Below are 13,533 nucleotides of genomic sequence, written 5' to 3'. Positions count from 1 at the left end.
ACCACCCGTGCGCTGTGAATGCATAATCGGTAGTTCGGTGCCGGTTTTACCCGTGCTTAAGCTTTTAATCAGCATCGTATTGCCGGTTTCCGCTATGCCCACTATGATAATCAGCATTCAAATGCTGATTAATGGTGTGGCGATGCCGCTCAGACTCACAATCCAGGCTTTCTCCGGTGGTGCATGGAGCGATGCAGCGACACTCACGGTCGAGAACCCCGAGCGTGTTGCTGATGGACGGTGCCTTGTCGCATACGACAACGACTACATCATCGCGAACTTTGATCGCATGGAAGATCGTTGTGAACTGGCCCTGAGCGTTAACCTTCCGTTGAACTGGGACCACCATGACGTCACAGGGTATCCAGCATTCCTCTACGACATCATTCCCTCTGGTGCTGCCAAGGACTCTCTTGAATCCCGCTACGGGCGTTTTAAGCCCGAAGGCGTGGAAATGGGGCTGTACCTTCTGGAACGCTTCACGCCGGCCCCTATTGGGCATCTGCGCATCAAGGAGTCGGTGGAAGGCCTTCAGCCGGATCGGAACGAGGCTTTCGCGCATGCTGAGGTCGTGGACAGGACGAACGAATTTCTTGAGTACGCCTATGAAAGCGGCGCGGCGTTGGGCGGTGCTACCGGTGCCAACGGTCAAGCCCCCAAGCTGGTCATGACCCAAGCCCACGACGGTGCTCTGTATGCTGATGCGATGCTCCCCGATGACCAGGCGTGCCGTCACTGGCTGATCAAGTTCGCGCGTAATCGAGGCGGCGAGCGCGACCAAGACATCCTGCGAACAGAGTTTCATTACTACAAGGCGGTTGCTGCCCTCGGCCTTGATACGGTTCCCACTGATGGTTTGGCGCTTGAAGAGGCAGTGAAGCCAAGCCTCTGGATGCCACGGTTTGATCGCCGAGTAGTGGATGGCGGGGTGGAGCGGATACCGCTGGAGTCGGTGTACTCGATCTGCGGCATTACCGGCTACGCGCATCCGATGGCGCATGCCGAAGTGGTTCACCGACTGGTAGGTCTATGGATCGATAACGGCCAGCAGGATGAGGTGGACGACCTGGTGTTCGAGTACGTGCGGCGCGATCTGCTGAACCGCATTCTAGGGAACACCGATAACCACGGCCGCAACACCTCCATCATGCGTGTGGGTGGGAGGTTTCGTTTGGCGCCAATCTATGACCTTGCGCCAATGATTCTGGATGAAGAGGGCATCACACGGACGACGAAGTGGGCGGCGGAGCGCAAGGGGTCTTCCAATTGGAGCGACAACTGCGCTGAGCTCGTTGGTTACACTGATCCCGATGTTCTGCTGCAACGGTTGATGAATGCGGCTGAGGAATTCAGGGCGTTGCCCGATCTGCTGACCGATGCTCCTGAATCGATGCGCAATGCAGCCTCTCTACCGGTGAATAACCTGGATAAGCGACTCGTGGAGTGGGGACTGCGATGAAAAAACTACAGCCTGAAGAGCGCGCTCAGCTCGTAGAGGATATCGTCCAGCGCAACGCGGCGGGGCTCGATCCAATCGGCACATCCATTCGCCGTCTGCGGCTGGAGGTCACCGGGCTTGATCAAGAGACCTTCGCGGTCATGTGCAGGATATCCACGAAAAGCCTGTACGAACTGGAAAGCGGGAAGTCGAATCCGAAGCTCAGCACTTTGGAGGCCGTGCTGCGTCTCTTTGGCGTGCGGATGGGTATGGTGATGACTGCCAAAGACAAGCCCATCGCAACGGTAGTCGGCAACACTGTCGGCCAGTTGAAGGCCGGTGGGCCAATCGCTGTGGCCGCGCCGCTGGCCAGTTCCTACGTGGTGGCCGGACCGAAACGAGGGAAAAGCCCGGTGGCAGCCAAAGCGAAGAAGGCAGCGTCGAGGCCGGCATCGCCACGGGCACGGAAAAGCAGTCAGGAAAAGTGAGATTGATGTGGGATGCAAATAAAGTCTCATCCCATTTGCCTCTAACTGATCGGTTGCGGCATTAAGCCCGGTTGCTCGCAGTAGTTCCAAACCAAGACGGCTCCATGCTTGTAACGATAACCATGGGTAATCCAGGGTTGAGGTTTTCCACAGAAAATGGCGGCTGTGTGTGGGCAGGCTTCGGCCTGGCCGGGTTTCCAAGTTCCCCGGTATTCCTACCCCATACAAAGCTGCCACCCCCCAATCCTGCCGGAAGTAGCGATTAGGCTGCTGGGTAACAATCCCAAGCCTGATCCTTACGGGCGAACGTGACAGTTCAGCATGATTGTCGCGCCACTGCGCGCTATGGCGTGCTGTCGTGACAACTCCTACGGCTCATGATGCACTTTCGGACCACACTGAACCTTGCGGAAGCTGGCCTGGAGGGATAAATTCATCGGGTCGCAACCAATTGTGCGACCGGGTTTGGCGACCCGTATGAAAAGGCGCAACGGCGCCCCGATCACGATTGCAGGCGCTTTTTTTGCGTCCGCTGTCTCGTGTAATGGCGGCTGTGCGTGGGAGACCCTCGGGTCTGCCGGGTTCCTTTTCCTCGGTTCGCCAACCTGCGTACAGCTGCCACCCTAATCGTTTGGCGACGGTCAGCGTGGTGCTCCAAACGAAAAGGACCTCATGCATGCTCACCGTAAGTCTATCCAGGATCCTCGCATTCGTTCTCCGCCGCCGTCGCCCTTCGCCGGCTCCCGAACCCCACCGTTTCTACCCCATCTACGACCCATCCCGTCCGCACAGCGCACCCAAGCAGGTGCCCCATGACTGACCAGGAACGCTTGTCCACAATCCAGAGCTACGCCTGGACCCTCGAACTGCTCGGCGAAGCCCTGGTGCAGCATGACGAGATGCTCGAGTGTGAACACAACCCTCACTTGAGCTTCCGGAACACCGCAGGTATCCACCAGGCGATACGGATCATCAGCCAGTTGGCCAGTGAGCAGTGCGCGAAAGTGAGCCTGTTGAAGGGCGAAGCCTGCTAAGGAGGGGCACATCCGGTTACAGGGCACGTTCAGGTACCACCTGATCACGCGTTTTAGCCTGTAAACCGTCCCTGCCTTGAACCGCGAACGCGGCCTCCGGTTCGTACCGGAGGCCCGCCCACACAGGGTGCCCTTCGATTGAAACCTCACCCGCTCACGCTTCGCGCACCGCCCCCGGCAACTGCACGGCCTTCGGTCGCAACAGCGTGCTCAACCCCAGCAACAACACCGCACCGATGGCCATTATCCCCCAGGCCCAGTGCAACGAACTGAGCTGGTCACGGACGATGCCGGCAATCAGTGGCATGGTCGCTGCGATCAGGTAGCCACCGCCCTGTACGAACGCCAGCAAGGCGCCGGCTTCGGTTGGCGAGTGGGTGTGGTCGAGGGTGACGATGAGCGACAGCGGGAACAATGCGCCGATGCCAAGCCCCAGGCACAGGGTGGCCACCACCGCGAGCTGCACGGGGGCGAGCATCAGGCAGGCCAGGCCGGCAAGCAATAGCAGTATCACCACGGTCAGCGGCTGTCTGCGGTCTGGGTAGCGGTGAATGAGGGCTGAAACCAGTAGGCCGGCGATGACCTCGGTGACGGTGAGGGCGCCAAGCAGGTAACCCGCCTGGGTGGCCGTCCAGCCCAATTCAACATAGAACGGCGGCAACCAGGCCAGTACCAGGGTGTAGGCACCCGTGCCAATGCCGAAGAACAACAACAGCAACCAGGCTCGCCCGCTGCGGTACGGCAAGGTGGCATCGCTGTGGCTACCGGGGTCGCTGCCGGCGGCAAGCAACCAGGCGATCAAGCCGACCAGCGCCGGCAAGGCTGCAACCCCCAACGTCAGTTGCCAGCCAAAGGTGCTGGCACCCGGCGCCGCAAAGGCAGCGGCCAGCGCGGCGCCACCCATGATGCCGGTGGTGAACAGCCCCATCAGCATGCCGGCGCTTTGCGGGTGGCTGCGCTTGATGAACGCGGGCATCAAAGCCTGGATGACCGCAATGCGGACTCCGCCCAACGCGGCTGTTGCGATCAGCGCCGTGCCGGACGTGATATACGCCCGTGCGGCGCAGCTGATGACGATCAGCGTGATACCCATCGCCACACCTCGCACTTCACCTACCAGGCGCAGCAGCCAGGGGCCGGACAGCGCGAACAACCCCATCATCATCACTGGCAGGGTGGTCAGCAGGCCGCCTTGGGCGTTGCTCAGGCCCAGGTCTTGTTGCAGGGTGCCGAGCAAGGGGCCGATGGCCGCCATGATGGGGCGTAGGTTCAAACCGATCAGCATGGCCAGTAGGCCGATGCACGCTTTGCTTGGCAGATCACGCATGTTGGAGTGGCTCCTGCAGGAAGGTGCATATCGCCTGGTTGAAGGCTTGGGCGTACGGAATGTTGAATACGTGGCCGTCACCCGGCAGGGTGATCTGGCGGGCGTGGTCGATACGTTGGGTGATGTCTTCGGCTTCCGAGCGTGGGCTGATGAGGTCGCCTTCGGCGGCGAGCACCAGGGTTGCCGCTTGGATTGCTGGCAATTGATTGCTCAGGTCGTAGCGCTTCATGCCATTGCACCAGCGGATCTGGCTTTGCGCTGACAGTTGAGCGGCCTGGGCGTGCCAGGCCTGGTACAGGCATTGGCCTTCGGCCGAGGCGGCATAATCAGCGCCAACCAACGCCGGCCAGGTGGCCTTGAACCGCTTCAGGCAGCCGTCCGCTTGCGCAAGGTTTGCGGCCCAGTCGTTCAGCAACCCCTGGCGGTACGTGCTGTTCATGCTGGCGAATGTGCCGGCGACCACCAGTTGCTGTACGGCCTCAGGTGCATGGCAGGCCATTTCGAGCGCCACCATGCCGCCCAGGGAGAGGCCGATCAGGTGGGTGCTTTCCAGCCCCAGGTGGTCGAGCAGTGCCAGCATTTCCAGTGCCTGGGCATGGGCCGTGATACCTTCGGGCGCTTCGCTGGACGCGCCGTGGCCCAGCAGGTCGGATACGATAACGCGGTGGCCCAGGCTGAGCAGTGCACTGGCCTGGGGCGCCCAGGCACGCCCGCTGTTGCCCAGGCCATGCAGCAGCAGCACCGGGCTGCCAGCGCCTGAGTCGTAGTAGTAGTGCCGATGCGGTCCGTGTATGAAAAATGCCATGTGTTCTCCTGATCCTTCAGTCGTATCGTCAGCAAGATAACTTAACGTTAAGATAGTTTAAAGGCGTCGGAGTTCAGGAGTTTGCGCGGGTTAACAATTGATCAATTGCCCGGTGAAGGGGAGCTATGAACGATCATGTGGATTTCGTCGTCGCGCAGTGGGCGCAGGCGATGCCCTCGGTGGACGTCACATCCATGGAGATTTTCGGGCGCATGGCGCGCATCCAGAAACATCTGGAGCGCATGCGTGCCGAAGCGCTGGCACAGTACGGCTTCAAGGAAGGCGAGTTCGATGTGCTGGCGACGCTGCGAAGGGCAGGGGCGCCGTACCGCCTGACGCCAACCGAGCTTTACCGCTCGCTGCTGATCACATCCGGGGCGATGACCAACCGGCTGGCCCGGCTGGAAAGCGCCGGCATGGTCGAACGTATTGCCGACGATCACGACAAGCGCAGCTACCAGGTTGCACTGACCGCGGCAGGTAAGGTGTTGATTGAGAAGGCTCTGCTTACACATACTGAGATTCAGGAGCTGGTACTGGCCCCTTTGAGTGCGAAACAGCGCGCAGGGTTTGCGCAGCTGTTGAAGCAGATGCTCGCGTGTCTGCCTGGCGAAGGGGCGCCCAGCCAATGAACTGGAAAATTCAGGAGGAATTTTCATGCTGCACAGCAACTACCTCAAGCAGTTGGATCTGCAGGACATCGTGGTGTTTCTCAACCTGCTCGAGTTGCGCAGCGCCAAGCGCACCGCCGAGTTGATGAGCGTCAGCCAGCCCACCGTCAGTTATTGCCTCAAGCGCCTGCGTGGCTGCTTCGATGACACGTTGTTCGCTTCTTCCCAGGGCGTGCTGCTGCCCACCACCAAGGCCGAGAAAATCGCGCCCTACCTGCGTATGGTGATGACTGCCAAAGACAAGCCCATCGCAACGGTCGTCGGCAACAATGTCGGCCAGTTGAAGGCTGGTGCGCCAATCGCTGTGGCCGTGCCGCTGGCCAGCTCCTACGTGGTGGCCGGACCCAAGCGAGGGTAAAGCCCTGCGGCAGCCAAAGCGAAGAAGGCAGTGTCGAGGCCAGCATCGCCACGGGCACGGAAAAGCAGTCAGGAAAAGTAAGATTGATGTGGGATGCAAATCGGGTCACGTTTGCGTAGCTATAAGCGGGGCAGCCTGACGTACTGCTGGCCGAAGGCACTTGCGAAAGCGGTGGCATGGGGATAAATTGCCTCAGTCGCCGAAGCATCGGTGATGCGACCTTGGCCGGTCGGATTCGAAAGGCGCATCAGCGCTCAGTCTTCATCGCAGGCGCTTTTTTTGTGCCCGCGATGTCGTGTTTTGGCGGTGGTGCGCGGGACACCTTCGGGTGTGCCGGGCTCCTTTCGTCCCGGTCGGCCAACCCGCGTACTGCTGCCACCTTAACTTGCTTGGCCGCGAGCGGTGGCAGTTCCACAACGAAAGGAACTCATGCATGACCACCCGAAATCCGTTACTGATCCTCGCATTCGTTCTCCGCCGCCGTCGCCCTTCGCCGGCTCCCGAACCCCACCGGTTCTACCCCATCTACGACCCATCACGTCCGCACAGCGCACCCAAGCAGGTGCCCCATGACTGACCAAGAACGCTTGTCCACAATCCAGAGCTACGCCTGGACCCTCGAACTGCTCGGCGAGGCCCTGGTGCAGCATGACGAGATGCTCGAGTGTGAACACAACTCTCACTTGAGCTTCCGGAACACCGCAGGTATCCACCAAGCAATACGGATCATCAGCCAGTTGGCCAGTGAGCAGTGTGCGAAAACGAGCCTTTTGCAGGGCGAAGCTGGCGAGGCGGGGAAGGGAAGTCGGTGAGGTAGGTTGTATAAACGGCAAGTTACTGAACCGTTAACCAGGGCGGTTAGCAGTTCAGTAATTTGCCTGTGGGATTTTGGGGCTGCTTTGCAGCCCTTTCGCGACACAAGGCCGCTCCTACAGGGGGGTGCGGGTATCAGGCTCGAATTAGTGCTGGTACCACTCGCACGTAAATCAACTCACTGACCAACTCCACCATCGTCTGGGTGATCACCGCCGCGGCCGCCAGCCCACGTATGTCCTCCGGCAGCGCCAGCGCCAGGGGCAACACCACCAGGGAGTTGCGTGTCGCGGCGCTGAAGGTCGCCGAGCGTACTTCTTCCACCGGCAACTGGAACAGCCGCGCCGAGGCAAACCCGAGCACCGGCGCCAGCAGCATGAAGCCGATGTACACCGGGATCACCGGCAGCAGGCGGTCGAAATCGCGCACTACCACGGCAATCTGCGAGCCGATCACTGCCACGAGCACCAGTGCCATCGCCGGCACCGGCATCCACGCCCAGGCCTGATTCCACACAGAAACGCTACGTGACCGGCGTGCTCCGGCCGAGGTGAGCACCGCCAGGATCAGCGGCAGCACAATCAGCAGCACGAACGCCTCCACGAATGGCGTGATGGAAATCGCCACTTCGCTGCTGTCACCCAGCATCACCGCCAGGTACACCGGCAACAGCACCAGTTGCACCAGCAACAGCACGGGGGTGGCGGCGAGGGTGAGGCGCGAGTCGCCTTTGCCGATGTGGGTGAACACCACCACGTAGTCGATGCAGGGCGTCAGCAGCACCAGCAGGGCGCCTATGAGGATGGCCGGGTGCTCGACCAAGCCTCGGGTGGCGGCCCACACCAGTAACGGGACGAAGATGAAGTTGGCCAGCAGCAGCGCGGCCATGAAGCGGCGGTTGCCCAGGCCTTGGCGCAGGTCGAGGAAGGGGATTTGCAGGAACATCGCGTACATCAGCACGGCGATTGCCGGGGTGACCAGTGCTTCCAGGTGGCGCGCGGTGTCGGTGGCCAGCAGGCCGAAGGCAGCGGCGGCGAGCACGGCGGCGAAATACAACGCAATCTGATGGGTTTCGAGTTGCTCTCTGGTCAAGGCGGCGTCCTGGCGTTCGCGGTGGGCGTGAGGGTGCACAGGGTAATACGCTGCGCCGCAATTGTGGTCGCCCGCTTGTTGTGGCTTGCAATGGCAAGGCTTGCCCGCAGGCATGAAAAAGCCCGGCACAAGGGCCGGGCTTTTCACATCAGGCTATCGCCAATCAGTTGCCGTACACCGGCAGCTTCTTGCAGATGGCCTTGACCTTTTCACGTACGGCGTCGATGACGGCGTCGTTGTTCAGGTCGGCGAGGATGTCGCAGATCCAGCCGGCCAGTTCTTTACACTCGGCTTCTTTGAAGCCGCGGGTGGTGACGGCCGGGGTGCCGAAACGCAGGCCCGAGGTCACGAACGGCGAACGTGGGTCGTTAGGTACCGAGTTCTTGTTGACGGTGATGAAGGCTTTGCCCAGGGCGGCGTCAGCATCCTTACCGGAGATTTCCTGCTTGATCAGCGACAGCAGGAACAGGTGGTTCTGGGTGCCGCCGGAAACGACGTCGAAACCACGCTCGATGAACACGCTGGCCATGGCCTGGGCGTTCTTCACCACCTGCTGCTGGTAAGCCTTGAACTCAGGCTGCAGGGCTTCCTTGAAGCAGATGGCCTTGGCCGCGATGACGTGCTCCAGCGGGCCGCCCTGGGCGCCCGGGAAGACGGCGGAGTTCAGCTTCTTCTCGATGTCGGCGTTGGCACGGGCCAGGATCAGGCCGCCACGCGGGCCGCGCAGGGTCTTGTGGGTGGTGGTGGTGACCACGTCGGCGAACGGCACCGGGTTCGGGTACACGCCAGCGGCAACCAGGCCGGCAACGTGGGCCATGTCGACGAACAGGTAGGCACCTACTTTGTCGGCGATGGCGCGGAAGCGCGGGAAGTCCAGGACCTGCGAGTAGGCCGAGAAGCCGGCAACGATCATTTTCGGCTTGTGCTCGACGGCCAGGCGCTCGACTTCGTCGTAGTCGATCAGGCCGTTGGCATCGATGCCGTACTGGATGGCGTTGTACAGCTTGCCCGAGGAGCTTACCGAAGCACCGTGGGTCAGGTGGCCACCGTGGGCCAGGCTCATGCCCAGGATGGTGTCACCGGCCGACAGCAGGGCCAGGTAGACAGCGGCGTTGGCCTGGGAGCCGGCGTGCGGCTGAACGTTGGCGTAGTCGGCACCGAACAGCTCCTTGGCGCGGTCGATGGCCAGTTGCTCGACCACGTCGACGTACTCGCAACCACCGTAGTAACGCTTGCCCGGGTAGCCTTCGGCGTACTTGTTGGTCAGGACCGAACCCTGGGCTTCCATGACGGCTGGGCTGGTGTAGTTTTCCGAAGCGATCAGCTCGATATGCTCTTCCTGGCGCAGAGCTTCTTGCTGCATGGCTTCGAAGAGCTCGGCGTCGTACTTGGCAATGGTCAAATCACGGCTGAACATAACGGTCCTCAAGGATCGGGCTGAATTGGGGGGGCATTCTAACCGATTGATTCGCGCCTGGCATATGAAGTGGCATCAAGTCGCGGACCAATGGCTTTCATGTTGCATCCCGCGCCCTGCCTGGGCTGGATGGGGGCGGGAGTTGACTTTGAAGTCCGGTTTGAACAGGTCAGGGCCGCGCCGGCGGGCACCGGATCACTGGAACATGAACAGCGTCTCGTTGCTGAACTGCGCCTCGAACTGGCTGGCCGGCATCGGCCGCCCGAACAGGTAGCCTTGCACCTCGTCACAGCCATGCTCACGCAGGAACTCCAGCTGCTCGTGGGTTTCGACGCCCTCGGCGATCACCGCCAGGTTCAGGCTGTGCGCCATGGCGATGATCGCCCGGGCAATCTGCGCGTCCTGCTCGCCCTCGGGCAGGCCGTCGACGAAGGTGCGGTCGATCTTCAGCACGTCGATGGGGAACTGCTTGAGGTAGTTGAGCGACGAGTAGCCGGTGCCGAAGTCGTCCACCGCAATGCTCAGGCCCAGCACCTTCAGGCTGTCGAGTATCTGCATCGCTTCGTTCACATCGCGCATCAGGATGCTTTCGGTCAGCTCCAGCTCCAGGCACGCAGGCGGCAGGCCGGTTTCTTCGAGCACGGTGGCGATGCGCTTGCCCAGCTGGCCGTCGGAGAACTGCCGGGCCGAGATGTTCACTGACACCTTCGGCACGCGCACCTTGGCCTTGTGCCAGGCCTTGAGCTGGCGGCTGGCCTCGCGCAGCACCCAGTCGCCGACATCCACCACTAGTCCCAGCTCCTCGATCACCGGGATGAAGTCGCCCGGTGGCACCAGGCCGCGCGTGGGGTGGCGCCAGCGCAGCAGCGCCTCGGCACCGGTCAGGCGCTTGCCGTCGCCGCTGAACTGCGGTTGGTAGTAGAGGATGAATTCGTTCTGCTCCAGGGCATGGCGCAGGTCGCTTTCCAGCTCCAGGCGCTCCAGGGCGCTGGCGTTCATCTCGGCCTGGTAGAACTGGAAGTTGTTCTTGCCGCGCTCCTTGGCGTGGTACATGGCGGTGTCGGCGTTCTTCATCAGTTGGCTCAGTTCGCCGCCGTCCTGCGGGCTGAGGGCGATGCCGATACTGGCGGTGACGAAGAACTCGCGGCCTTCGAGCACGAATGGCCGCACCAGGCTGGCGAGGATGTTCTCGGCCACATGGATGGCGCGGTTGAGCGCCATTTCGCGGGTGGCGCGCGATTGCAGCAGCAGGGTGAACTCATCACCGCCCATGCGCGCCACGGTGTCGTCATCGTCGACACAGGCCAGCAGGCGCAGGGCCATATCCTTGAGCATGCGATCGCCCGCAGCGTGGCCCAGGGAGTCGTTGATCGGCTTGAAACGGTCCAGGTCGAGGAACATCAGTACCACCCACGACTTCTGCCGCTCAGCTTGTTGCAGGGCAGTGTGCAGGCGGTCCTGGAACAGCGTGCGGTTGGGCAGGTGGGTCAGGGCATCGTAATAGGCCAGGCGATGAATGCGCTGTTCGCTGGCCTTGCGCTCGCTGATGTCAGTGAAGAAACACACGTAGCTGGCCAGGTCGCCCTCGTCATCGAGCACCGCGGTTATACCGACCCAGGCCGGGTAGTGTTCGCCACTGCGGCGCTTGAGCCACACTTCGCCTTCCCAGCTGCCGCGCAGGTGCAGCTGTTTGAGTACGTAGCGCAGGTGGCCCTCCTGCTGGTCGTCGACCGTCAGCATGCTTGGCAGCTGGTCGAGCACATCGCTGACCGAATATCCGCTGACCCGGCTGAACGCTTCGTTGGCCTGCACGATGTAGCCGGCCGGGTCGGTGATGAGGATGGCCGAGGTTGAGTGTTCGAAGACCGTGGCGGCCATGCGCAGGTCTTTTTCCGCACGGCGTTGCTGGCTGATGTCGCGGCCCACGCCCAGCACACCCTCGAAGCGCTCGCGGTCGTCCCACACCAGCACCAGGCGCAGCTCGATAGGGATCTTGCGGCCATCGGCGCGCAGGCAGTCGAACAAAAACAGCTGGTTGGGCAGGTGCTGGCGCAGTTGTGCCAGCTGTTCCCGGTCGCCCATGGCCTTGCTGACCCGTTCCATCAGGCTGTAGATGCCGGTGAGCTGGGACGGGTTGGCGACAATCGACTGCCAGCCGTTTTCAAAGATCCAGTCGGTGTTGTAGCCCAGCACTGCCTGCACCGAGGGGCTGACGTAGTTGAGCTGCAGCTTGCTGTCGGTGGAGAAGATCACGTCGCTGATGCTTTCGGCGAGCATGCGGTAGCGCTGCTCGCTGTCGCGTAGCGACTGGCTGGCCTCGATTTGCACGGTGACGTCCTTGCCCACACCGATGATGCGGGTAACCTGGCCATCGCTGTCGCGGGTCAGCACTTGCTCACGGATGTCGTAGCAGCGCCAGCCGCCGTCGCGGTGGCGGAAGCGCAGCTGGCAATGCAGTGACTGGCCGTGGCCGTTGGCGCGTTGCTGCTGGCGCAGGGCCTGGTAGTGCGCCGCATCCTCGGGGTGCAGCAGCAGCTCCCAGAAGCGGTCGCCCATCTGCGCAAGCTCGGTGCGGTCGTAGCCCAGGGTCTGGCCGAGGTGGCGGTTGCTGAAGATCATCCGCTGGCTGAGCACGTCCTGCACGTACAACTGGTCGGGCACGGTACGCACCACGTCCGACCAGAAGCTTTCGCGCTCCAGCAGCGACAGCTCCACCTGCTTGCGGCTGGTGATGTCGCTGATGCTCAGGATCACCGCCTGGTAGTCGCGGCGCTGTTCCGGCAGCCGCGCCATCAGCCACAGGTGCAGCTCACCGCCCAGGGGGGCGGGCAGGCGCACTTCCAGTTCCAGCAGCGGGCGCTGCTCGATCAGCGCATCGATCAGTTGCATGCCGACGCTGTCCCGGCCGTCGCCGCTGCCGTCGATCAGCCGTTGCCAGGCGCCTGCGTGGCAGTCGACGTTGAGCAGTTGGCGCGCCACTTGGTTGATTTCGGTGATCTTCAGCTCCAGCAGCAGCGAGCGGCGCAGGCTGGAGTCGAGTGCCAGGCTCTGCTTGAGCGCGGCGAGGTTGCGCAGGTGGTAGCGGTCAAGCTGGCCGGGCAGGCTGGAGAGGTCGAGCACGCACAGGGCTACGCCGGTGCCCTCGAAGATTTCCTGGTAGCGCCGGCGGTCCTCCTGCAGGGCGCGCTGGCGGCGGCGCATGTTGATCAGCGCCAGTACCGGCAGCAGGGCACAGAACAGCGCCAGCAGGCACTTGCCCAGCAGTGCCGGCAACAGTTTCTGCTGGGCAAGGCCGGCATCGAACAGGCCCCGCAGCTGCCAGACACTGTTGTCGATGAAGACCAGCATCACGCTTTGCAGCGGCTGGTCGCTGGTCTGCGCTGGGGCGTGGCGTTCCAGCACCTCGCCGCTGCGGCTGTTCTCCAGCAGCCACAGGGGGTGCCCGGGGCCGTTCAGGTGCTGGGTCAGGGTGCGGTAAAAATCGTTGGACAGGCGCAGCAGCCAGTAGCCGCGACCCTGCTCGGTGGCCTGGCGCAACAGCAGGTAGACGGTGCGGTTGTCCGCCGAGTTGGCGAAGAAGTAAGGCCGGCCCTGGTTCAAGCCGAACAGCTCGTCAATCAGCGGGCGGTCGGGGCTGCCGGCCAGGCTGTCGCTCTGTAGCCGCCCACTGTGGTCCAGCCAGGCCAGGTCGCGCAGGTTTGGCAGGCGCTCGCGCAGCGTGTCGAGCAGGCTGGGCAAGGCGGCAGGCGAAGGCGCTTTGACATACGGCTGCACCACATTCAGCGCCTGCTGGGCCTTGAGCGCCATGTTCAGGCCCAAGTGGTCTGCCAGTTCGACGCTTGCGTCCAGGTGCTGCTGGCGCTGCTCGGCCTGGGTGTGGCGGAACTGCGAGAACAGTTGCCAAAGCAGCAAACCCAGCAGCAGCAAAGCCAGCAGGGCCAGCGCACCTTTGACCGAGCCGCGCACCGGAGCGGCTGGGGCCGGCGTGACAGTGCGCGGCGAGGACGGATGATTGAGATTGGTCAAACCTTGGTCCTGCTATTGGGCTGGCGACGGCAGGGATTGATATGCACGGTGTATGCCGGTGCCT

At 62.3% G+C, this 13,533-nt stretch carries 10 protein-coding genes and 2 pseudogenes; 7 read left to right on the top strand and 5 right to left on the bottom strand.

All coding sequences use genetic code 11. The annotated features are described in order from the left end of the window. The first annotated feature begins 94 nt into the window (after positions 1-94). The 3 genes from JOE27_RS13110 (at position 95) to JOE27_RS13100 (ending at position 2,960) form a co-directional block, all read left to right on the top strand. Positions 95-1,459, top strand: coding sequence for a HipA domain-containing protein (locus JOE27_RS13110; RefSeq protein WP_204920635.1), 1,365 nt, complete (start codon positions 95-97; stop codon positions 1,457-1,459). Beyond that, the gene (locus tag JOE27_RS13105; RefSeq protein ID WP_204918916.1) at positions 1,456-1,926 is read left to right on the top strand and encodes a helix-turn-helix transcriptional regulator; all 471 of its coding nucleotides are present in this window, start codon (positions 1,456-1,458) and stop codon (positions 1,924-1,926) included. The genes JOE27_RS13110 and JOE27_RS13105 overlap by 4 nt, the downstream gene beginning before the upstream one ends. Positions 1,927-2,738: 812 nt before the next feature. Beyond that, positions 2,739-2,960 (top strand): hypothetical protein, encoded by a 222-nt coding sequence (locus JOE27_RS13100; RefSeq protein WP_012316324.1) that lies wholly within the window; start codon positions 2,739-2,741, stop codon positions 2,958-2,960. A 154-nt stretch (positions 2,961-3,114) separates the two neighbouring features. Here the strand turns inward: JOE27_RS13100 and JOE27_RS13095 are convergent, their stop codons facing one another. After that, complete coding sequence (locus JOE27_RS13095) at positions 3,115-4,287, bottom strand: MFS transporter (RefSeq protein ID WP_204918913.1); 1,173 nt, start codon at positions 4,285-4,287, stop codon at positions 3,115-3,117. Then, positions 4,280-5,092 carry an alpha/beta hydrolase gene (locus JOE27_RS13090; RefSeq protein ID WP_012316322.1) on the bottom strand — a complete coding sequence of 271 codons (813 nt, stop codon included), beginning with the start codon at positions 5,090-5,092 and terminating at the stop codon, positions 4,280-4,282. The genes JOE27_RS13095 and JOE27_RS13090 overlap by 8 nt, the downstream gene beginning before the upstream one ends. 125 nt (positions 5,093-5,217) lie before the next feature. Between JOE27_RS13090 and JOE27_RS13085 the strand changes: the two genes are divergently transcribed. The 4 genes and pseudogenes from JOE27_RS13085 to JOE27_RS13070 all read left to right on the top strand — a co-directional run bounded on the left by JOE27_RS13085 (position 5,218) and on the right by JOE27_RS13070 (position 6,933). Next, entirely contained in the window at positions 5,218-5,724 is a 507-nt protein-coding gene (locus JOE27_RS13085; protein ID WP_012316321.1) for a MarR family transcriptional regulator, read from the top strand. A 25-nt stretch (positions 5,725-5,749) separates the two neighbouring features. After that, positions 5,750-5,947 (top strand): annotated as a pseudogene (locus JOE27_RS24990) (LysR family transcriptional regulator); the annotation flags it as partial. 30 nt (positions 5,948-5,977) lie between these two features. Continuing rightward, positions 5,978-6,202: pseudogene (locus tag JOE27_RS24985) on the top strand (XRE family transcriptional regulator); the annotation flags it as partial. A gap of 488 nt (positions 6,203-6,690) precedes the next feature. Further along, positions 6,691-6,933 (top strand): hypothetical protein, encoded by a 243-nt coding sequence (locus JOE27_RS13070; RefSeq protein ID WP_204918911.1) that lies wholly within the window; start codon positions 6,691-6,693, stop codon positions 6,931-6,933. Positions 6,934-7,069: 136 nt separating this feature from the next. Here JOE27_RS13070 and JOE27_RS13065 read toward each other — a convergent pair whose 3' ends face one another. The 3 genes from JOE27_RS13065 to JOE27_RS13055 all read right to left on the bottom strand — a co-directional run bounded on the left by JOE27_RS13065 (position 7,070) and on the right by JOE27_RS13055 (position 13,469). Further along, positions 7,070-8,026, bottom strand: coding sequence for a bile acid:sodium symporter (locus JOE27_RS13065; protein WP_204918909.1), 957 nt, complete (start codon positions 8,024-8,026; stop codon positions 7,070-7,072). Between the two features lie 163 nt (positions 8,027-8,189). Then, positions 8,190-9,443, bottom strand: a complete 1,254-nt coding sequence (gene glyA, locus JOE27_RS13060) for a serine hydroxymethyltransferase (protein WP_012316314.1) — start codon at positions 9,441-9,443, stop codon at positions 8,190-8,192. A gap of 195 nt (positions 9,444-9,638) precedes the next feature. Beyond that, positions 9,639-13,469 (bottom strand): GGDEF and EAL domain-containing protein, encoded by a 3,831-nt coding sequence (locus tag JOE27_RS13055; RefSeq protein WP_204918907.1) that lies wholly within the window; start codon positions 13,467-13,469, stop codon positions 9,639-9,641. Positions 13,470-13,533 lie beyond the last annotated feature (64 nt).

Source organism: Pseudomonas sp. M5 (genome assembly GCF_016907075.1).
Taxonomy (GTDB): domain Bacteria; phylum Pseudomonadota; class Gammaproteobacteria; order Pseudomonadales; family Pseudomonadaceae; genus Aquipseudomonas; species Aquipseudomonas putida_E.
Note: the sequence above shows the minus strand (reverse complement) of the source record. Positions and strands in the feature narration are given on the sequence as shown.